Annotated in this window: 15 protein-coding genes; 11 read left to right on the top strand and 4 right to left on the bottom strand. The window is 63.7% G+C overall.

The features are described 5' to 3' along the window. Positions 1-77 precede the first annotated feature (77 nt). The 3 genes from A3CU_RS0100565 to A3CU_RS0100555 all read left to right on the top strand — a co-directional run bounded on the left by A3CU_RS0100565 (position 78) and on the right by A3CU_RS0100555 (position 2,515). Entirely contained in the window at positions 78-461 is a 384-nt protein-coding gene (locus A3CU_RS0100565) for a major capsid protein (protein ID WP_027940608.1), read from the top strand. Positions 462-698: 237 nt separating this feature from the next. After that, positions 699-2,165, top strand: coding sequence for a transcriptional regulator (locus A3CU_RS0100560; protein WP_425388207.1), 1,467 nt, complete (start codon positions 699-701; stop codon positions 2,163-2,165). Continuing rightward, positions 2,150-2,515, top strand: a complete 366-nt coding sequence (locus A3CU_RS0100555) for a signal peptidase I (protein WP_084143015.1) — start codon at positions 2,150-2,152, stop codon at positions 2,513-2,515. Before A3CU_RS0100560 ends, A3CU_RS0100555 begins: the two co-directional genes overlap by 16 nt. Here A3CU_RS0100555 and A3CU_RS42915 read toward each other — a convergent pair. Continuing rightward, the gene (locus tag A3CU_RS42915; protein WP_156960180.1) at positions 2,504-4,168 is read right to left on the bottom strand and encodes a transcriptional regulator; all 1,665 of its coding nucleotides are present in this window, start codon (positions 4,166-4,168) and stop codon (positions 2,504-2,506) included. The two genes, A3CU_RS0100555 and A3CU_RS42915, sit on opposite strands and share 12 nt — an antisense overlap. 425 nt (positions 4,169-4,593) lie before the next feature. Here A3CU_RS42915 and A3CU_RS55370 point away from each other — a divergent pair, with 425 nt between their 5' ends. Further along, positions 4,594-5,253 carry a winged helix-turn-helix domain-containing protein gene (locus A3CU_RS55370; RefSeq protein ID WP_342668876.1) on the top strand — a complete coding sequence of 220 codons (660 nt, stop codon included), beginning with the start codon at positions 4,594-4,596 and terminating at the stop codon, positions 5,251-5,253. Between the two features lie 130 nt (positions 5,254-5,383). Here A3CU_RS55370 and A3CU_RS52105 read toward each other — a convergent pair whose 3' ends face one another. Next, complete coding sequence (locus A3CU_RS52105; RefSeq protein WP_156960179.1) at positions 5,384-6,322, bottom strand: hypothetical protein; 939 nt, start codon at positions 6,320-6,322, stop codon at positions 5,384-5,386. Between the two features lie 418 nt (positions 6,323-6,740). Between A3CU_RS52105 and A3CU_RS50785 the strand changes: the two genes are divergently transcribed. Beyond that, positions 6,741-8,060: a serine/threonine-protein kinase gene (locus A3CU_RS50785; RefSeq protein WP_084143014.1), complete on the top strand. Its 1,320-nt coding sequence runs from the start codon at positions 6,741-6,743 to the stop codon at positions 8,058-8,060. 238 nt (positions 8,061-8,298) lie between these two features. On the opposite strand, the gene A3CU_RS52100 is transcribed toward A3CU_RS50785, so the two are convergent. Beyond that, positions 8,299-9,360: an AlbA family DNA-binding domain-containing protein gene (locus A3CU_RS52100; RefSeq protein ID WP_156960178.1), complete on the bottom strand. Its 1,062-nt coding sequence runs from the start codon at positions 9,358-9,360 to the stop codon at positions 8,299-8,301. 351 nt (positions 9,361-9,711) lie between these two features. Then, a complete protein-coding gene (locus tag A3CU_RS42910) occupies positions 9,712-10,989 on the bottom strand; it encodes a recombinase family protein (protein ID WP_052371343.1) in 1,278 nt (425 codons plus the stop codon). A gap of 713 nt (positions 10,990-11,702) precedes the next feature. On the opposite strand from A3CU_RS42910, the gene A3CU_RS55040 reads away from it, so the two are divergent. From A3CU_RS55040 to A3CU_RS0100490, 6 genes are all read left to right on the top strand, one after another. Further along, on the top strand, positions 11,703-11,825 hold the full coding sequence (locus tag A3CU_RS55040; protein WP_281174070.1) for a hypothetical protein: 123 nt from the start codon (positions 11,703-11,705) through the stop codon (positions 11,823-11,825). Positions 11,826-12,411: 586 nt separating this feature from the next. Beyond that, positions 12,412-13,674, top strand: coding sequence for a hypothetical protein (locus A3CU_RS42905; protein WP_245616832.1), 1,263 nt, complete (start codon positions 12,412-12,414; stop codon positions 13,672-13,674). A 286-nt stretch (positions 13,675-13,960) separates the two neighbouring features. After that, the gene (locus tag A3CU_RS0100505; RefSeq protein WP_027940603.1) at positions 13,961-15,493 is read left to right on the top strand and encodes a TIGR02677 family protein; all 1,533 of its coding nucleotides are present in this window, start codon (positions 13,961-13,963) and stop codon (positions 15,491-15,493) included. Next, positions 15,490-16,716, top strand: a complete 1,227-nt coding sequence (locus tag A3CU_RS0100500; RefSeq protein WP_027940602.1) for a TIGR02678 family protein — start codon at positions 15,490-15,492, stop codon at positions 16,714-16,716. The genes A3CU_RS0100505 and A3CU_RS0100500 overlap by 4 nt, the downstream gene beginning before the upstream one ends. Continuing rightward, positions 16,713-20,738, top strand: a complete 4,026-nt coding sequence (locus tag A3CU_RS0100495; RefSeq protein ID WP_027940601.1) for a TIGR02680 family protein — start codon at positions 16,713-16,715, stop codon at positions 20,736-20,738. The genes A3CU_RS0100500 and A3CU_RS0100495 overlap by 4 nt, the downstream gene beginning before the upstream one ends. Next, positions 20,735-21,952: a TIGR02679 family protein gene (locus A3CU_RS0100490; protein ID WP_027940600.1), complete on the top strand. Its 1,218-nt coding sequence runs from the start codon at positions 20,735-20,737 to the stop codon at positions 21,950-21,952. The genes A3CU_RS0100495 and A3CU_RS0100490 overlap by 4 nt, the downstream gene beginning before the upstream one ends. Positions 21,953-22,130 lie beyond the last annotated feature (178 nt).

The raw sequence follows: 22,130 nt of genomic DNA, 5'->3' as shown, positions 1-22,130 counted from the left end.
GGCTAAGCCGCCGCGTCGTGCCGCGCTATGGAGCGGAACCGCTAACCTCGTCGGCGAGGCGGAGCGCGGAGGAATGGATGTCGGAGGATTGGGCGGCAGTCGCCAAGGCCATCAACGAGCGCGTGAACGAGCTTGGATGGCTTCAGCGCGAGCTTGCCAAGCGTTCGAATGTCTCGCAGGCCGTCGTCCGCGAAATCCAGCACCACGTCATCGAGCGGCGCCGCAGCCCCCGAACCCTGGAATCCCTGTCCGTCGCCCTCGGTTGGCATCCGCAGCACCTCGACGCCGTCCTGCACGGCCGTAAGCCGCCGGCGCCGGACGAGCCAGTGACTGACCGCGGCGACACGCTGTGGTCCAGGCTGGACGCTCTCGAACGCCGCATGGACGAGATCACCGACCGCCTCGACGACCTGAAAGCCGACCTCGCGACGGTGATCGAGCATGTCCGCCGGAAGCGGTAGCGCCTCGTGCTTTCCGAGCTTTTCCATACCGACAATTCCACTGCGAATTCCGGTCGGAACCCATGCATCATCAGTGCGCATCGCGTGCATGACTAGTGCAGGTCCAATGCATAACGCCGTTTCGGAGGCCATGACGAGATGAATCCGGTAACTGGCTGGACTGGCGAAACGGCATGCGCGCTGCAAGCCGCTTTGCGCCTGAGTAACGAATCCTTCGCCGAACGCCTGGGAATCGGCGTGCGCACCGTCGCCGCGTGGCACCAAAAGCCGACGCTGCGCCCGAAATCCGAGATGCAACAGCTTCTCGACACCACTTTCGAGCAGGCTCCAGCCGCCGTGAAAGAGCGTTTCGCCGCGCTCGTCGGTAACGCCGAACCTCCAGCGCAGGACGCCAAGGCCATCGACGCCGAACAGCGGCTCAGCGCTGATCCGAACATCAGCGCCGCGCTTGATTGGATCGACAAACACACCGGCTGGCCCGCCGGAACCGCCCGGCGCGACGTTGCCTCAAGGCTCGCCAGCCTCGACGTGCATGCACTCAAGGACCGCGCAGCCCGCCGAAGCCGAGTCAATCAACGCCAAGTCGCGGACGCTCTCCGGCAGTACTACTCAGACCGCCCGGACGGTTTCGGCTACTACACCGCCCGCCACGTCGGACCCGACACCGTAACCAGCATCCTCACGCGGCCCGAATGGCTGGACCTCGACTGCCCGCTGATCGCCGGTCACGACGGCCTCACGCTTTCTGGCGCCGTAGAGCAAGACCGCACCCTCGACGAGCAAGCCGCCGGACGCGCTGCTCAGCGCCTCGCCGAAACTCTCGCCCTGGGAACCCGGCTTGTGGACATGCCGCTGTACCGGCTCACCGGTATCGACGTCGGCCACGGCACGATCAGCGGTTCCCTCGGCATCAGCCGCTTCATCACGTACGCGCTGACCATGGACCTGCTCGAAGGAGAGTTGGTCGACGCCCTCGCCGCCGGCCAGCTCCCCGAACCCGGCTCGTCCCCGCTCCGCGACCGGCACTTACCCGACGTCTCGGCCGTCCTCGACGTCTCCAACCGACTCTGTGCCGGGGGAACCCTCGCCCTCTGCGCCATCGCCCGCCCGGCCGACCCGTTCCGCGGACCGGCCGATTACGTGCTCCTGGTGCAGGAACGCTCCGCCCACGTCGTCAACGCCGCGCGCCAACTGGCCGTCATCCCGAAGGGCTTCCACCAACCGCTGACCGACTATCGCGCGGATGCCCGGATCGGCGCGACGCTCCGGCGCGAGATGGAAGAAGAGCTGTTTGGCCGCGACGACATCGACAACACCGTGTCCGACCAGCGCGTTGCCGACCCGATGCACCCGAGCCGCCTGTCCGAGCCGATGCGATGGCTCATGGAGGAGCCCGGCCAGCTGAGGATCGAGTGCACAGGGTTCGGACTGAATCTGGTCAGCGGCAACTACGAGTTCCCCGGGCTCATCGTCATTGACGATGACCAGTTCTGGACGCGGTACGGCGGCGTGATCGAGGCCAACTGGGAGTCCTCAACGCTTCGCCAGTACTCGACCCTTGACCGGCCTCTGCTGACCGAGTTGATCAGCGATGTAGCGTGGAGCAACGAAGGACTGTTCGCGCTGCTCCAGGGCTTGCGGCGGCTCGAACGGATCGGCGGGGACCGGGTGAACCTGCCTTCGATCGAATGGGAGATTTCGTAGTGGGTGCCCAGTGGCACAGCGGCAACGCCGCAGACGACGGCCTAGACACGCGCGGGTGGCTCGTCGGCCACTTCATCAACCCGCCCGAGGATGTCCGCTCTACGAAGGATGTTGAGGTCAAGTGGGGCATCCATCCGGCCGGAGACAAGCGCCCCGACTGGACGTCCGACGACCAGCGGACGACTCTCGTCCTGCTCGTCGAAGGCACGTTCCGGATCGACCTCACCGAGGGCAGCGTCACCATGCAGCGGCAAGGCGATTACGTCATGTGGGGGCCGGGCATCGACCACTCATGGGAAGCGATCACGGATGCCGTCGTGATCACCGTCCGGTGGCCGTCATCGGCATGACTCGGCATCCAGTTCGACGACCGGCAGGTTAACGCGCTCCCCGCCGATCTCCGCGAGTCGTCGAAACCCTTGCAACAACGCGAAAAGCCCTTCGTTACTCCAGGTTTCATCCGTGATCGTCTGGTTTGTCAGCTCACGATCCAAACTGGAGTAAACCCGCAGTCCGGCTGACTCCCAGTTGGCCTCGACGTGGCCGCCGTAGAGCGGCCAAAACTCCTCGTCCTCGATCACGATGAGCCCGGCGAACTCGTAGTTTCCGCTGACCAGATTGAGCCCGAACCCCGTGCACTCGATCCTCAGCCGGTCGGGCTCTTCCATCAGCCACCGCATCGGTTCGGACAATCGATGCGGATGCATCGGCGCCGCCGCGCGCTGCCCGCCGAGCGTGCTGTCCACCTCGCTACGGCCGAACAACTCCTCTTCCATCTCCCGCAGCAACGTCGACCGGATCGACACGTCCGCGCGAACATCCTTCAACGGCTGATGGAACGCCTTCGGAATCACCGACAACCGCCCCGCCGAGTTCAGCACGCTCCCGGACCGCTCTTGCACCAGAATCGCGTAATCGGCCTTGCCCCGGTACGGGTCAGTCGGCCGGGCAACCGCACACAGGGCCAGCGCGCCCCCGGCGCACAACCGTCCCGAGACGTCGAAAACCGACTTCAGATCCGGCAGGTACCGCCCGCGTAGCGGCAACTCGTCACGCCGAGCCTCGCCGACCGTGGCCAATGCATCGACCAACTCGCCTTCGAGCAGGTCGGCCGTCAGCGCGTACTCGATGAACGGCGCGACGCCGAGCGCCCCCGACAGTGAGCCATGCTCCACACCGACTTCCAGCAGCCGGTAGACCTGGGAGTCGGTCACCCGCACGCCCAATGCGACCGCCTCGGCAAGCCGGTCCACGGCCCGCCGCGCCCCGATGTCGTCAAGCACCTCGCCACCGTGCTCCGTGCTGACCAACTCCAACCGCTCATGCTCGGCATCAAGCGGGCTCGCTACATCGAGCCAGCCGCGCCGGGTGACCACACTCATCGACATCAGTCGACCGTCGCACCGCACGCGATACGGGTCGTGTCCTGGTAACCGATCGCCGTAGTAGTTCAGCAGGGCACGCGCAACCTGACCACGGTCGACGCGGGCACGCCGAGCCCGCCGATCGAGCGTGTTACCCGTGTCCAGCTTCGCCGCCCGCGCGCTGACCTTCCGCCGAGCGGTGTCCGGAATCCACCCCGCACGCTTGTCCAACCACTCGAAAGCGGACGCCAGCGCCACGGCAGGCTGAGCCCTCTCCACCTCCCTCGACCGGCCTACAGGACGTGCTACCGAAGCTCGCCCGGCCTCGACCTGCCCCCCGGCGGACTCCTCAGGAGGCTTCAAAAGATCGTCTACGGCGAGACCGAAGATCTTTTCGAGCAGTCGCGCAGTCGCCGGGCGAAGCGGACCCAACGGCGCACCGTTCTCCCCGCGAGCCGCAACCAACCGTTTCAGGTGGCGAAGGCTCAAGGTGCCGCGCTCCCCATGCTCACGTGCGAAGACCTCGGCGAACTCGACGAACTCTTCGAGCGTCAGCCGCCGCTCCCTGATCTTTTGCTCAAGCACGGTGCGATAGTGGCTCGTCGGCCGGTCGAGCTGTTCACGCGCTGAAACGGACATGATTTCAGTGTGTCACACGTCACCTACTGAACCAGCGGCCGAGGACAAAGACAGAACACCAACTCTCTGTCCGTCCTGACGAGCGTCCGCTGTATAGGTGCCTGGACACATTTACGGGACGCACGGGACAGCCTCCCGTAGGTCGTCCCATGCTCTACCGAGGCGTGATCTCCCAGGTCAGTGGTCTATTCATCCGTCCCAAGCAACCTGTCCCGAATCAGCCACAGCGGGACGGGCCGGACAGCGCCGGCCCACTGCTGAACGCTCCGAACCTGGTCCTGCCGTCGCGTCTCGTCCCTCACCGCGGCCTGCCGCCATACGGCCCGACCATGGCCTACTCATGTCATCCCCACTGCCGTCGGTCGTCGGAAAGCTGATCTCCGTCTTCACCACCCATACCCACCCACGACGCGGGAGCTTCTTCGATGACGACGCTTGTGATGGCCCGTCCCCGGCAAGGAACGGTCGGCGAACGAGAGCGAATGGTCCACCTCTTCGACGCACACCACCACCGAGCCGCGAACGGCCACGTGATTGCCCTGTGCAACAAGCGCTTCAACCCGATAGATCTCGAAGCCCTCAACGAGATAACCGGGATGCCATGCGAGGTATGCGTAAGCCGGGCGTCCCGCCCAATCCACTACCAAGAACTCTTGCAGCCCGAAAGCAGCCCTGTTCTCCATCAAATTAAAGATGGCGATCCGTCGAAAAACGTCAGGCCGCACGACAACAGTTCGTCACCCGCCGAGCCGAACTGTCAAGTTGCGTCCGCGACGGACTTGACTACCGCTGGAACGCAGGGATGGAACTCACGCAAGTTCGATCCCAACGGCAACCCTCTGCGCTACCGATACGAACTGCTTGCCGACCACCTCGCGCGCATGATCATCACAGGCGAAATCCCACCGAACAAACCACTACCAGCAGAACGCCGCCTCGCAGACGAGTATGGTGTTGCGCTTGCCACCGCCCGACGAGCAACAGAGGAACTACGGCGACAAGGACTTGTTTACACGCTTCGTTCCAAAGGAACCTTCGTGCTCACCATACACGAGCGAGGTACGCGCAACCCTTACGAGCGGTGATTTTTCCACGAAATCGAATCGTCGACGAGGCAACTTCTGCCGAAATGCTCCGTAAGGGCACCTGCCGGAGTGGTCACGTCTAACCCATAGTCCCAGAGTCTAGTTCTAGCGAGAGAACGCACTACGAACTTTAAGAACACTCAAGACCGACCGCGTTATCCAACTTTCCAGTAACGGTTTCGAGGGCTTCTATAATTTCATCACTACCACCGATCTTACCGATGCAGCCTAGAATTCTATTCAAAAGGTACGCATCCGATCTATACTCATCAAGCAACCTCATCATGTACGGTAGATACTCCTTTTGGTGCTTTTCAAAGACTGCCCACACAATCTCCTGTGGATATTCACTACAAGCTAACATAATCTCACTCGGCGGCTGAAACTCCATGGCGCATTGGATGGCTCGCATACGGTAGTAGGTACTCGATGCCATATCCAACACTCGCCCCAGTCCCAACTGTTGCACCAATTCTGTATCGCACGCGACGAGATCAGGGGCTTCCAGAGCATCGTGGTCTAACTGACTCACAAGCAATGCGCGTGATCTGTCATCCAGTCCCCGCAATCTGAAAAATTTGTACGCAGCCCGCCTGCGATTTACCCGTTTACTAACAACAAGCTTCACGGCAAGCTCACGACTGGACACTGAATTGAGCTTCGGGACAATCCTCTGCACTGCACGATCAATCACTAACCGTCCAGCAGGGGTATAATCGCCCGTATCCAAGATCATTAGCGTATTTGCGATTTTGTCAACCTCTTCCTGTGAACATTCCTCTATTCGCTTGACAAGCTCTCCAACCAAAAGAGACGGCTCGCTACACTGCTCAATGCGACCCAGAGTCTCAAGTAACTCTTCTAGGGGAAAGGTGCGAAGCTTGAGACGTTCAGCAGTTTCGCGAAGATATCGCAGGCCGACCTCTTGGCGCTGCTCCAATGCAAAAGACAAAAACGATGCCTTTTCCTCCTCGCCCTGGAACACCATATGAGCATGCCGAGTCTTCAGATAACGTTGAAGATATCGAGGTAAATCCTCTAACTCATCACTGCTATTATACTGGTTCATACTTCGTATTATACCGACCACACGAATCAGTTCGCCTCCCCACCGTGTCGACAGCTTTGGCACTTTATGCGCAAATTCGTACCTTGACTAGGGCGACAGCGCATCCCTGCATCGCGAGCCAGCCTTGCAACCTTGATCATCGCACAGATCGACGGTAGCTGTGCCCGCAGGCCCATGCTCGGGTGCGCCTGTGTCGTAGGTGAGGGTTCGAACTTCGGTTGTGGCGGTGAGCGGATCGGCAGAATTGCCCTGACCTCGCCTTTTAGATCTTTTCCGGGTTCAGTCGCTGCACCGTGAGAAGTCACGGCGGCATCGGGTAGCGTCGAGCGTGCACGGCGAACGCTGGCAGTGAGTTGTAACGACCCAGCGCGGTGGTTCGACGTGGGTATGACACCGCTCGACCTTGCTAGGGGAGGCTATGACGAGGTACCGATTTGTCGAGCATTTGACGACTGAGGGACAGGGGGAACTGTGGCGGGTACAAGAGACAGAATCTCAAAAGTTATTCATTGCCAAGAAGCTGCTACTAACTGGCAATTCGACTGTCGATGCTGAGTATATCTCACGCTTTGAGCGTGAGGTGAGGACTCAAAGTAGGCTGATCCACAGCGGCATAATGCCAGTCATTGGGTTCAATTTCACCGTGAGGCCGCCGTGGTATGTCATGCCGGTGGCCCAATATTCCCTTGATCGGCGAGTGCGAGAAATAGGAAAGTTTGAAGAGTCGGTAGCTGTCGAGGTCATGCTTTCTGTTATGGATGCAATCGAGTACGCACACAGTGAAGGGATCCTCCATCGTGACCTGAAGCCCGCCAATGTATTATTTCTGCAAAGCGACCCTTTTAGTCTGGGACAGTGGGTAGTTGCTGATTTCGGGCTTTGCCTCGACAAATACTCTCAGAGTACTACTATTACCCGAACTCGAACAGGTCTTGGCTCGATCGCATACACCGCGCCAGAGCAATTTAAGGACGCTCATCGAATCGGCGAAACCGCCGATGTCTTCGCACTAGGTAAGATATTCTACTTCTGTCTTACGGGCGATGATCCGTTCCCAAATCTAGATCTAATGACGATCCCGGAGCGGTTTAGATACATTATTGATAAAGCCACGGACAACGATCGCTCCCGACGTTTCTACTCGGTCTCTAGCATGAAGGCCGAGTTGAATTCACTTGTGTCTGGCGTTGACGCAGATCCCTTCAGAAACGTTAAATTTTCGTGTGAGCAATATATTCTGAACATTAAGTCGGGCGTACACTCCGACGACGCAAGTAAGCTCTATGCAGATTTGCTTGCAAACTCCTCGGACGAACATCTGCTACTTGAATTAATGAGCCTCTTCAATAGTCGAGTATTCCAGGCAGTGAAGGAGCGCAATGCCAGTGACTCGGTCGACAAGCTGGTGTACTTGTTTGACGATGTAACGGAAGGGAATTTCCCCTTCTCATTCTGTGATGTAATCGCAGACTTCTTTGTAGCCGCCTATCCTCATCTACGGGACCTGAAGGCTAAATCTACGTGTGTTAGAAAACTGCTAGTTCTTGGCAACTCGCATAACCGATTTTATGTGCGTGATGCGTTGATGAGGCTGCTCTCTGAACTGACGGGCGCTGATGTTGCTGCGGCCGTTGACGTGATGGCGGAGAACGTTAGCTGTATTCCATTTCTGGCTGGATCTGCCGTCCCGGTTTCGTTGCCGCCAGCCGTGCGAAATACCATCAATGCCTATAAGTAGCCACGATCCACCGTTCCGGGACAGGCGGCACGGAGCGCAACATATCGGACACCACGCCGATCTCGCGCGACGTTAGGTGTATCGCCAATGGATCACAGTAGTCGGTCCGACGGCGGCAACGCTCGCTGAGGTCAGTGGAACTATGGGTGATCTCGTCACTCCACACTGTACCAGGGCCGCCAATTTCGGAGACGGCCCTGGCAGCAACCTCATGGCACAAACAAGAAAATAGGCGACTCTACTGCTGCGCTGGCCGGCCACGAAGTAGCGCGAGGCCAGCAGACAGCCCTGCATGGATGGATGCCGCTGTCGAAGCGACCGTGTCTTCACCTCGCCTTTCGAATAGCCCGATGTAACTACCAAATACGCGTTGATCGACTACGACGCCGGTCACAATGAAGGGGGTCAACTCGGGAGGCTGGGGCCGAACGATGACAACCAGCAGGTGTTCTTCTGGCGAGTAGGAACCGCCTGCCGGGACTAGTGAAACATCCAAACGGTCGATTGGTGGGTATATAAGTCGATCAAGCACGGAACGTACCCGCCGTGCCTGCCCCGTATCGCGAAACGGGTGCACAGTAGAGACAACGTCTCGTCCCGACTCGCGACGGGTCGCGAGCCCCACGACAAGAAGGCCGCCGGTAGGCGAATTGGCGATGGCCGAGACATCCTTGGCAAGTTCGAGTCGACTCTTTTCATCTTCGAGGTGAAGATGCCGCTTGGCTTCGAGTAATTGTCCCTCCGGCATACCTACGATCGCTTCCGCATGGCCACTGCGAAGGAGGGCACGGAGGGAATCCAGTGTTACTTCTCCCTCAGCATGCGTCTCTAGAACGCGGATCGCATCAGCTCCAATGAGGTGCACGTCGGTAACCGTCTTTCCCCGGAGCGGGACCGAGAAGTAAACCTTCCAGTACCAGCGAAACCCGAAGTCTCCCGGCTCGAAGTTGACCAGCTTCCCACCACGCGCCTGAAGCCAACTGTCGAGAAGACGCGCCCCCTCCGACCAGCGGTCCTCTCCTGTCCGTGGGGCCGGTCCGACCCCGACGCACAACTCAACTAACAAGTTGCCGTCACGCATTAGCGAGAGGCTGACAGGTTCGGCCAGGGACGTGTCGTCGTCAAACTCCGCTGTGCTATCAGTCGACCAGGTAACGGCAAATAGCGGTAAGTCCTGCAACCGAGCGTCATCGTTGCTGTAGTCATAGTCCTTACAGACCTCCTTCATCGCCGCATGCAAGGAAGTAACGCTTGCAGGGCCGAGAACTTCAAGGGAAGCGAACGCATGCCCACGGTCCATGAGGAGTGCATCACCTATGCCCTCGACATGGAAAGACGCGTAGCGACCGCTGTATCTGACTCGTTTACCTGCCACTAGCTCGACTTTAGAAGACCGCTCGCCCCTCATGCTTCAAGGGGCGAACATGAAACGCTCCCCGCCCGACTGGCGCCGTCGGCACGTCGGGTTGCCGGTTCGATCCCGGAACGCAGCGCGCCGAGGACACCTGGGCACGGGTCCTGGCTGCGGCGGGCGACGCCGAGCCGGTCATAGCTGCGCCCTCGCGCGCCTCACATGGGCAGTCGAAGACGGGTGGTTAGTGCGCAACTCCGTCTCGGACACATCACTGCCCCATGGACGATCAACTCTCGATCAGTCGTGGGGCAGTCCTATTTGCCGATCTCCCACGGGTCGCAGCGTGAGCGTCTCAGCGTTGCAGTTGATCATCAAGTTCTGCGCGCGCAAGTACGCGGCAACATCATGGGCCGGACCGCCTTGGGCGATCAAGCCTGCGGAAATCCGTGCGAGGAGGTCGTCTTCTCGTAGATAGAGGTTCTTCAAGCCCGTGGCTGGTCGGGGTTGGGCGCTCGTGTACCCATGCCGGCAGCGGTAGCCTGGGCGACCGTTCACCCAGTGCGAGTCCATCCGACGTCCGCAGGACCCGCAGCGCACCAGACCCGACAACCGGTAGACGCGTCTCGTGCCGTCAGACGCCGTCCTGGTGACCCGAACAGCCTGCACGGCGATGAAATCCCGCTCGCTCACCAGCGCTGGATGCGAGGGTTCAGCCGCGATTGTCAACATGCCACGGGGCGACTCCGGATTTCGCAGGTTACGGCCGGTGATGCGGTCCCAGACCTCTCGACCGGTGTACCGCGGATTCCGAAGGATCTCGACAACCGTGCGGAGCGACCACGTCCGGCCGGAACGATGCCGATTCCGGGCCGGATCGACTGCGGACGGGCACGGGACGCCTCGCTCATTCAGCTCGCGAGCAATACCCGCGGCGCTCCGGCCAGTAAGCCGTTCCGCGAAGATCCATTTCACATGCGGTGCCGTCACCGGATCCGGATCCAGCCGCTGAAGTCGACGCCCCCAGCCAGCGTGCGTCTGGTTCGGATGCGGCCCCGCATCGACCAGGCGGTACCCGTAAGGCGGACGCCCTCCCAAGTAGCGGCCCTGCCTGCTTACCTGGGCGCGCATCGCTGCTAACGTCCTGTGCCGAGCCCGCAGCACCTCCCGTTGCGATTGTGCGCCGAGCACGGTCATGAGCATCCGGTGCAGGGGACTACCCACCTCGACCGGCCCGCCGGCCTCCGGTATCCAGACCTGCACCCCGTGCTTGTTGAGTATCGGGGTCAGTTGCTCGAACTGGTCCGCGGCAAAGGCACGCTCGTACTCTCCCACCACGATCGCATCGAAGCTACGATCCGGATCAAGAAGAGCCGCCAGCAGTGACGCTGCCTCCGGCCGGTCGCGCCACGGCAACCGCCGCGAACACCCAGCATCGAAATACTCCGCCACGATCACACCGCGTCCGGCGACCAATACCTCGGCTGCCTCGCGCTGCCACGCAGCGGAACTCACCGGATCCTGATGCTCCACCGTTGACGTCCGACCGTAGAACGCGAACCTGAGCCCACCACCCACCCGTCGCTGCGAACGGTGCGCAAGCCTCTGACGGGTGCCCTGGCCCCACCCGCGGAGAAGATCAGGACTCCCCATTTCCACCGCCCTTACGTCACCAGCTGCCAACTACGTGACGCAAGGAAGGCCGATGCATGACACAACACCACGGGCGACCACCCAGGTAGACCAACAGGCACGCCAGGGTCGATCACAATCACCGGACGGATCAACCGCGAACGTATTACAGTCCCATCTCTCCGCACGCCTGAGCGACGTCCCAGCGCGCGAGCGGGCGGGTGGCGTCGGCTACCAGTGAGACCTCACAGACGGCGGCGCACCCGGATGGTGCGTGGACGTCGACGAAGTTTGTGCATCCGGTGCGCGTCCGGCAGGGCAGTGCGTGGACTGATATCGATACGCCCCTGGTCAGGCGGTCTGACTTCAGTATCGGATCGAAGGCGACGACGGTGGCGTTGTCACACCTACGCCCCTCGACCTGAGCCGGACGGAGACGCGGGAAGTCTTCGTCGAGGCCGTCCGTCGCCTGGATCCCGCGTATTTCAACCCGGCGCCATGGTGCTGATGGGAAACTTCGCGGATGAGGCGAACCGCACCCCGGAACTGCTCGTGATCCTCCGCAAGCTCGCGAACTCCTGGAACGGCTCGCCGGCCAGCTCGCGCCCTACGAGACCCCGGTTACTGGCCGAAGCGCCGAACCTTTTCACGACACCACGATGAGATCTCCGACGCTATCGCCCGGGGCGATCAGGACACCGCTCCCGCTGCTCACCACGTACCTGCAATGCACGCGCGACAGCCGGATCGCGGCGCTGGTGCAAGCGGGCGCCGAGTACTGATCGCCGCGCCCGTCCACTAACGACAGACGTTGCGAACAGATCCAGTCTGAGCAGCGGCGCCGACGAGCGGCGTTCGGTCGCGACGAACAAAATGAAGGCTGTGCCTAATCAAACAGCTGGAACTAGCCGTGGGGGTCCTCCCGACGAAGTGCTTCGGCCCGTCGCGATCACGCCGTTGCAGTACACGGCGATGACCGTGCTGGAACGACGTTCGGACCTGAGCACGGCGGAGATCGCGCGCAATTCGTTCCTCGGCAAGTTGGCGTGTTCCGGGCACGAGTGCCAGCAGCCATCCACGAACACGGCGATCCGCGCCCTTCGAAGCAGGACATTGGCACGTTGAGCCGGCCTGCACCACATCACCGTGGACAACCAAGATCCTCGACCCATATCACTCGTTGTGCGGAAGCGCGCGTGCGCTTGAAAACGTAACGTTATACGTCGGTGTCGATCACGAAGTACCGAGTGCAGTCCGCGCAGTGGGCCCATAGGGGGAATGGTGTGGAAGTCGGCAGAAGAGGTGCTGGGGGAGCTCGCCTAATACTCGAACATCTCCTTCCGCTCGGATCTCGGGCTGGTTGGCGCCGTGACCGACGCCGCAGCGAAGTACGACGAGAACCGTGCGAAGGAGCAGGCTGACAAGAAAAAGTCGAAGGACGAGGACAACGTCCTGCGGCGGAAGCCCGAACTCCGGCCCGTTTCCGCGTGGGGAGAGCGATCTGTTCAGCTGACGCCCTGGGACGTGCTGCATGTACTCGGCCGAGCCACCGCGCTGTCGAGTCGAGGAGCCGCGCGTGGACTCGCCGAGCACTGGGGCGCGCTGAAGTACAGTCAGGCACTGACCGGCGACACCGGTTCCTTCATGAAGCTGTCCGCTGAGGGCAAGGTGACGGCTGACCACTACAAGGCCCTCCAGTCGAGCGAGCTCGGCATCGGCTTCGGCCTGGTAGCGGCACAGCGGGTCTTGGCGCAGCGCTATCCGGACCGCGTCGTCTCGATCGTGCCCGGGGACACGACGTTGCGCGCTGGCTGGAGCCCACGAGGTATCTACCGCCCGCAGTTCTTCGCCGAACTTTGGAAGCCGGGAGAGCCTTCCCTAGCACTCCCGATCGCCTGCAAGGGCAACCACAGCAACGCCACGCACTCCTACGGCCAACTAGCCTCCGCATCAGCTCACGTGGAAACGGTGCACATCGGGCCCTGGAACGAGACCCCTGCCTTGATCTTCAGCACCGAACTACCCCCGGACGGTCATGTCATCGTCTACGCACTCTGTGCAGAAGGACGCGGCGGCTGGCTGAGCAAGCCCCACGCCGGGGGTGGTGGTCTGGATGTCCGGCTTAGCGATGCGAATCACTTCCCCGAAATCCGACTGCCCGCCGAGGGCGACAAGCCCCCTTCCTCGGTCACCGGCTACCACGTCACGCCGGAACGGTACGAATGGTTCGGGCAGGTGCTCGCGCGCACGGCTGCCGCTGGACTGACGGCCTTCGCCGGCGACGGGGAAGCGACCACTCAGTACTTGACCGAGCGTCAAGGGAAGAAGCGCTTCACGGGCTTTGCGCACGCGGCCGCCGGTAGCGTGCAGGATGCCGACCACCTCCTCTTCGGCATTCGTTTTGTCGGCACCGACCACGTCTTCCGGCTGAACAGGACCCGCGTTGAGGCCTTCTCCGGCGTAGCGAAGGACCTGTTCGACCTTTTGGCTGCCGGACAAGTGGAGCAGTACCGCCGCGAGATCTACGAGCGCCGCTCCGCTTGGCCCAGTAATTCCTGGGACGGCCGGTGGGACGGCCCGGTGTCGGTTCACCAGGATGGAACCGTGCTCGCCATGCGCCTGCTCCGCTGACGGGACGGCGGCTCGGCGGTACCCGTTGAGCACGCCGCCGAGCACGTGATGGCGACGGATCGGCTGGTCCAGCGGGACGACCGCACTGGCATCGTGGTAGCGCGGCTGCTGGCTCAGCGCTTGATGTGACCGGTGGTCGGTGTAGTGGCGGGCGAACAAGGCCAACATCGAGGTGGCATGGCGTGGGTTGTAGATCAGCGCGACCGCATCCCCTCACAGCGAGCTGTCTCATTTCTGTCGGTACCACCCTCTACCCTGGGATCCGGACGGAGACCCGGGGAGGATGATGGAACGTATACCGGCGCAGTTGTTCAGCTTCAGCACCGGCGAGCATGCGGATTTGTATACCGCGATCCTCCACGCGTTCACAGAGGCCAACGAGCGCCTCGAGACGTCCCTGAGCCTGGATGGACTGCACGAGCGGCTGCGGACCGTGGGCTGGTTCGGCGCTCTCGAGGACGCGGAACTGATGCGCGCGCTCGGCAGCTTGCGGGACTGGCGGTTGGTCGACGCGATCCAGAGCCAGACCGAGAACTACCGGACCGCCGAGGAATACGAGCGACGCAATCTCCAGTATTCCCTGACGAAACGCGGTGAAGCCGCCTTCGCCGGCGTGCAGCACGCGCTCACCGTGCTGGCTTCCAGCGGCGCGCTCCAGACTGCGGTGCTCGACGCGATAGCCGACCGGCTGGCGGAGTTACATCGCCTCCTGACCGGTCCGCAGGTCAGCGACCGCAAGATCTATACCGCGTTGACCGAGCTGGAGACCCATCTCGACGCGCTGCGCACCAACACCAAACAGTTCAATGGCGAACTCCAGCGTCTGCTCCGGGCCGAGAACGCGGATCACTCGACGTTCCACGAGGTCAAGTCCGCGACGGTCGCCTACCTCGAAGAGTTCCTCACCAACCTTGACCAGCGCACGGAGGCCATCGCCGCCGGCATCACGCGCATCGAGGCGCTCGGCACCGCCCAACTGCAGGAACGAGCCCTCGCCGGCGCCGAACTACCGCCATCGACCAGCGACGACACGAAAGCGGACTGGCTGGCGCACCGTCGCAGCCGGTGGGCAGGCCTGCAGGCTTGGTTCCTGCCCACGGACGCCACCCCACCACGCGCGGCGGACCTGCACCGGGTCGCCCGGCGCGCAATCGTCACGCTGCTGCAGGTGCTGGACCGGATCTCCGAGTCTCGGCTGCGGGCCAGCAGCGCGGTCGCGGACTTCCGGGAACTCGCACGCTGGTTCGCCGCGGCACCCACCACCGACGACCTGCACCGGTTGTACTCGGCGGCCTTCGGTCTCGGCTCGGCCCGGCACGCGCATCTCACGCACCCGGACCCCGAACTCATCAGCTCCTCGACACCTTGGGACAACGCGCCGCCGGTCCCGGTCTCTCCTCTGCTGCGCACCGCCGGCCGGACGGAAAAGATCTCGCGAACCGGGCGGGTGCGCGATGTCGCCGCGATCAAACAGGAACGCGCGGCACGTGCCCGCGCGCAGCGGGCAGAACTTCGGCGCGCATGGCAGCAGCTCGACACCGGCGGCACAGTACGGCTGTCCGTGTTCGCCGAACTCGACCACGCCACCTTCGAACGCCTGCTGGATCTCCTCGGCCGCGCGCTCGCGACCACACCGGATTCGTCCGGGGCCCGCCGGGCCACGACCAGCGACGGCAAAGTGGAAATAGTCTTGAGCCCGCCACCAGATCCAGCGATGGCGACATTGCGTACTCCGCGCGGTGTCTTCCAGGGTCCCGACTATCTCGTCAAGATCACCGCGCCGGGTGCCGGGAACGTACGCGAGGAGGCGACCGCGTGAGCAACCTGGCGAATCAGCTTGTGCTCGCCGAACGCGAGGACGTCGCCAAAGGGATCCGGATACTGCTGGCCACCCCACTCATCACCGAAAAACTCGCACCGGATGCGTTCGATCTCGTGCGCAAGCGTCATCTGCCGATCACGAAATGGTTCGAATATCACTGCGGCTGGCGGCTCATCGTCGAACCTCGCCTCGGCTACGTCCGGCTGGCCAAAATCAGCCGCGATCCGGACCACACCCATCCCGCCCGCCGGGCACGCTCCGGGCGCCTGCCCTTCGACCGGCGCCGCTACACGCTGCTGTGTGTCATCGCTGCGGAGCTGTTGTCCGGCCCAGTCACCACCATCGGCCTACTGGCCGACCGCGTCCGGCAGGCCACTGCCGCCGATCCGTGGCTGGACCAGTTCGACACGTCGTCGAGGACGGAGCGCATGGCCTACGTGGACGCGTTGCGGTTCCTGGAATCCTGCGGTGCGGTCGACACCATCGACGGCAGCACCGACTCGTACGTCGAATCACGCGAGGCGAAAGTGCTGTACCGCGTCGACGCGACCCTCGTCGTGCGCCTGTTGTCCGCGCCCAACGGCCCGTCACAGCTCGGGCTCGCGCCCGAGGCGGTCGGACACCAATGGCCGGAAGCGATATCGCGGCTCGTCCGCGAAACCCGCTATGGCGAAGGGGAATCATCCGCTTCGGACGTCCAGCGCAACCTCTGGCTGCGCCATTCGGTCTGCCGCAAACTGTTCGACGAGCCGGTCCTCTACCGCGCCGATCTTAACGACGAGCAACGTGCCTACGTCACTTCGCTCACGGGCCGGCAGGTGCTGCAGCGTGCCGCCGAGCAGGCCGGTTTCCTCCTCGAAGAACGCGCCGAAGGTTACCTGCTCGTCGACCCGGACGCGATGGCCACCGACCGGAAGTTCCCCGACGACACGAGCACGGCCAGCGTCGCGGCGCTGTTGCTGCTGGACGTCCTCAACGCCGTTCCGCTCGGTCTCACCATCGAACAACTGCACACGGAGGCAGCTGAGCTGCTGGCTCGTTTTCCCCGATGGGCCAAGACATTCCGTGGCGATGACGGCACCGGCCGGCTCGTTTCCGATGCATTGGACGTACTCACTTCGTTCCAACTCGTGACACGGACCGGCGGGCGAGTACGGACGCTACCCGCGGCCACCCGGTACGCATTGGCCGAAGTCCGCACCACCGAGGAGAAATCGTGACGATCGCGGAGCTCCCGCATCGCGTCGAGGCTGAGACCACCAGTCCCGCGCGGTGGCAGCCGGCGCGCGCCGGCATCCTCAACGTCTGGCGGTACTACGACGAAGTTTTCGAGTTCCACCATGGCAGGCTGCTGCTACGTGGCCCGAACGGGACCGGCAAGTCCAAGGCCCTGGAGCTTTTGCTGCCTTTCCTGTTCGACGCGAGCCTGCGCCCGCACCGGTTGTCGACGTTCGGCACCAGCGAGCGCACGATGCACTGGAACCTCATGGGCGAGGGCACCACCGGTACGACCCGCGTCGGCTACGTCTGGCTCGAGTTCGCCGACCTCACCGATCCCGGCGAATCCTTCACCTGCGGTGCCCGCCTTCAGGCCACGACGCGAACCACGGGCGTCACCGCCGACTACTTCACGACGTCACTGCGTGTCGGGACGGACTTCGAGCTCACCAACACCACGGATCAACCGCTGACCAGAGCGGCTCTGACCGAAACCCTGGGCGCAAACGGCGTCCTGCATCCCAGCCCGTCCGAGTACCGGGCGGCCGTGCGACACACCCTGTTCCCGGGCCTGTCCGAACAACGCTACGAAGCCTTGATCACCGCGCTCCTTCAGTTGCGCACGCCCAAGCTGTCCCAACGACTCGACCCCAGCCTGCTGTCCAGTCTGCTGTCCCGCGCCCTGCCCCCGCTGGACGAGGGGGACATCGCGGAGCTCGCCGAAGGTTTCGAACGGTTGGACCAGCACCGTGAACGTCTCGCGGCACTGGACCGAGAGGTCGACGCGGCCAAGAAAGTCGCCGGGCGGCAGAAAACCTACGCGCAACGGGCATTGCGCAAGGGTTCCGCCGAGCTGATCTCCGCGACCACCCGGATGGACGATCTGACGCGCGCTGCCCGGCTCTCGGAAGCGGAACACGAGAAGGCCTCGGCAGACCTGGCGGCCACCGAAACCACGCTGGCGAAGGTGATTCGCGGTCGTACCGCCGCGCAGCAAGCCATCGAGGGGATCATGCAAAGCGAGGGTTATCGGGACGGGCAGCGGCTCGACGAACTTCGCGAAGCTGTCGGCGCAGCCGGGCGTGACGCGGACGCACTGGCGAGAAAGGCGGCCGACAAGACCGCCAGGGCGGAAGAAGACGGCGGAAAGGCTGAGGAAGCACGTCGCGATGTCGAGCAACGAACCGAGCAGGTACGCGCGGCGGCCGAGGACGCGGCGCATCATGCCCGGCGTGCCGGGCTCGCCACCACACACCGCGAAGTCGCCGGCGCGCTCGATTCGGGAAGTGGCCACGGCGACCGACTTCTCGAGGCCGCGGTTACCAGCCGGCTGAACGCGATCAAAGCGGTGCGCCGCGTGCTCGAGTTCTACGACCAAGCCATCAAGGAACGTACGGCAGCCGAAGAAATCCTGGAAGAAGCCCGAGGAAAGCTGTCGGAAGCGAACGAAAAACGGGACAGCCTTTCCAACGGATACCAGGAGAGACTGCGCGATCACGAACAGGCCCTGCTGCGCTGGGCCGCCGAATGTCGTGAACTCGTTTTCGAGGAGCCGGAGGCACTCGTGGAACGCGCCGAGTCCGAAGCCGCCCTGCTCGACTACGTCCGCGACGTGGCCGAGCACCTCGACCGGGCTCTCACCGCTGCGGAAACCCGGCTCCGCGGCCATCGCGACGACGCCACGCAACGCCGTGAAACCAAGGTGACACAACGGGACAAGCTCTCCTCCGACGTGGATTTGCCTCCCGACGCACCGATCCACCGTACGGCCGATCGCGAAACCTTGCCGGGCGCGCCGTTCTGGCGCCTTGTCGACTTCTCCGAAGACTTTCCAGTAGCGCGGCGGGCTCGCGTCGAAGCCGCGCTCGAGGCCAGCGGCCTACTTGACGCGTGGGTGACGTCAGATGGCCGGGTCACGATCGAGGGCCACGACTCCTTCGCGGACGGCGAACTCGTCGATCCCGCACCGGGACGATCCCTCCGCGACATACTCCGTCCCGAGCCCGGCGCGCCGGTGCCGCTCCACCGGGTCGAACGCCTCCTTTCAGCCGTCGCCTTCGGGGACACGCTGCCGGACGGGCATCCGGCGGCCTGCAGTGCCGACGGCCGATGGCGGCTCGGCGCCCTCACCGGCAGCTGGGGCAAGGACGAGGTCGCCTACCTGGGAGCGGCGGCGCGCGAGCGGGCACGGCGTCGGCGCATCACCGAGCTGACCACGGAAATGGACGCGATAGCAAGGGAAATCGCCGATCTCACGGACCAGATCGCGCTGCTCGAATCGCGCCGGGAGGCGCTGACCGCCGAACGTAAGCGCATACCCCCGCACACCGCGGTGGCGGAAGCGCGACGAGCGCTCGATCGCGCCGTGGACGAGGTGACCCGTACCGACCGTGCCGTACGCGACGCGAACGGGAAGCTGGCCGATCGTGAACAGGACGCGCGCCGGGCGCAACTCGAACTGCATCACGCCGGCACCGAGCACGACGTGCCCACGAGCCGCACCGGCCTGGACGATCTCGGCGCCGTCGTGGAACAGTTCCGCGAGGTCGCGCGCACCTGGCTCAACCAGAACACGCAGCTGGCTCTCGTGACACGAACCGCGAACACGCTTCGCGAGACCGCGGATCGGTCGGTCGCCGAGGCCGCTGAGGAGAGGGCCGCCGCTGAACAAGCCGCGCAAGATGCCGAGGCGTTGGCCGAGAAGCTCCGTGCGGTGGAGCGCACCGTCAACGCCGATGATTACCGGCAGATTCTGGCGGATCTGCAGGCACAACGTGACCTGCGGCGCCGGCTCGGCGAGCAGGAGTCCGAGGCGCGCACCACCCGGGACGGACTCAAGGAACGCATTGGCCAACTCAAAGAACGCCGCCAGCAAGACGCCGCGAAACGCGACGACGCGGTCGAAGCCCGGGACGCCGCTGCCGGCCGCTTTCGCACGCTGGCGACGGGGACACTCGCCGACGATTCCGCGGCGGATCTGGAACTGTCCATAACGGACGGTGTCACGGCGACGCTGCGCGCGGCGCAATCCGTCGCCGCCAAGTGGCCATCCGTTCCACACGAACAGAAAAACGTCGAGGACGCGCTTCACCGGCTGAACGAGATGATCTACGAGACCCGGGACGTTCTCGGGGCTCGCGCGGAACTCGAGCTGAGCGACGACGAAGTCCGGGTGCTCACCGCGATTCTGGACGGCGTCCGGGTGAGCACGCACACCCTGCTGGACACGCTGCGAGTCGAGGCCGAAACCAGCCGGGACGACATCACCGAACGCGAACGTGACCTGTTCGACCGAACTCTGACCGGGGACACCCGGCGCCAGCTGGCCGAGCGGATCCGGCAGGCGGGCGAACTCGTCGACGCGATGAACTCGCGGCTGGAACGCGTACGCACCGCGTCACGCGTGGCCGTTCGGCTGGTCTGGCAGGTGGACGAGGAGCTGCCCGCCGGCACCAAAGAGGCGAGACAGCTTCTCCTCAAGGATCCGGCTGGGCTGTCCGACGCGGACCGGAATTCGCTGCACCGGTTCTTCCGCGAACGTGTCGACCAGGCCAAGGAAGACAACACCGCGGCCAGCTGGCAGGAACAGCTGGCACAGGTGTTCGACTACACCGCCTGGCACCGGTTCGTCGTGAAGCTCGACCGGTCCGATGGCAAGGGCTGGCAACCGCTCACGAAGAAGCTGCACGGAGCGCTTTCCGGTGGCGAGAAGGCCATCGCGTTGCACCTGCCCTTGTTCGCCGCGGTGGCGGCGCATTACCAGGCCGTACCGACGGCGCCACGGCTGATCCTGCTCGACGAGGTGTTCGTCGGCGTCGACTCGAGCAACCGGGGCCAGGTGTTCGAGTTGCTGACTTCCCTTGATCTGGACCTCATGCTGACATCGGACCACGAGTGGTGCAGCTACCGGGAGATTCCGGGCATCGCCATCCACAATCTACTCACCGGCGATGACGGCGACGACGCCGTGACCACGGCCCGGTTCATCTGGACCGGCACGGATTGGGTCGGTGAGGACGAATGACCGTGCCCGACGTGATGCGGCAGGCCGCGCTGATGCCGATGTGGCAGTCGGTTCACGACCGATTGTCGTCGGGGCGCGCCGTCAGCCGGGTCCGCATCGGCCCTCTCGACGACGCACAGCAATCCGCGGTCGCGGACCTGCTCGGCCTGGACCGCTTGCCCGGCAGGGAGTACGTGATCCCACTGTCTAAGTTGCACTCGGCGCTGGCCGAGGCGGGCACGGATCTGCCGTGCGTGCTCACCGCGGTCGTCGGACCGATCGGTGATCGCGCGGCGGAACGCGAACGGATCGAAGCCGACCGTGCCGCGCTCTGGTCGTGGCTGGAAAATCATCCGGAGGTTCAGCGTCAGCCCGCGTTGCGTGCGTGGGCTCGGCAGGTCCGGCGCACCGGCGTCGTCGAGGGGTCGGTGGCGCGGACACGCGAGATCCTTTCTACTGCTTTGGCCGTGCTGAGCCGTCTTCCCGCCGAAGGACAGCCGCTGCCGGCACTGGCCGGTGAGACCACCGGTGCTCCGCACGCGCTGGACGAGGGCACCCGTCTCGGCAACCTCGTGTTACGGGCACTCGCGGAGATCTTCGATGCGAGCGTGCCCGCGACGGCGTACGACAGGCGGATGTTGTGGGAACGCGCGGGAGTCGCCGCCGACGAGCTGTCCAGCATGGTACTGGCCGCCGGGCTGCGGGTTGCCGGACGAGGCATCGCCTGCGACATCGCCCGGGCCTGCGCCGACGCCGGCCACGTCGCAGCGTTGACGCTGGCACAGCTACGCGCGTCCGTCTGGGAGTCCGCGCCCGGCCAGGTGTGGATCGTCGAAAACCCCAGCATCCTGGCGATGGCCGTCAACCGCTTCGAGGCCACGTGCCCGCCCCTCGTGTGCACGTCGGGCTGGCCGAACACGGCCGTCATGATGCTGCTGCGCGGTTTCGCCGACCTCGGATCGGACCTGCGCTATCACGGGGACTTCGACGGCGAGGGCCTGCGGATCGCCGCGTACGTCATGGAGAAAACCCATGCACGTCCGTGGCGCATGAACACGGTCGATTTCTTGCACGGCCTGCGGGAGGAAGTCCCGGGCCCCGCGCCCGGCAGGCTCACCGAGGCGCCATGGGACGACAACCTGGCCAGAACTATCCGCGAGCACGGCGAGTCACTCGCCGAAGAGCACGCGGCCGAAGACCTGCTCAGTGACCTGGACGCCGCGGCACCGCACTGAGCTGACCACTTATGGCAGCCGCAGTCGTGTAGTTAGCGTGCAACTCCGTCTCGGACACGCACCATAACCCCAACTGTGCGGGTCGAGATTCGTCTCGGCCCGCACAGTTCGTTTTCCGGGCTGGTAGGTGAGCCGGAGGCCGAGTCGCCGGTAGATGTCGACCGGCCGGCCTTCCTGG

The sequence above is a fragment of the Amycolatopsis taiwanensis DSM 45107 genome (assembly GCF_000519205.1).
Taxonomy (GTDB): domain Bacteria; phylum Actinomycetota; class Actinomycetes; order Mycobacteriales; family Pseudonocardiaceae; genus Amycolatopsis_E; species Amycolatopsis_E taiwanensis.
This window is presented reverse-complemented; position numbering and strand designations above follow the sequence as displayed.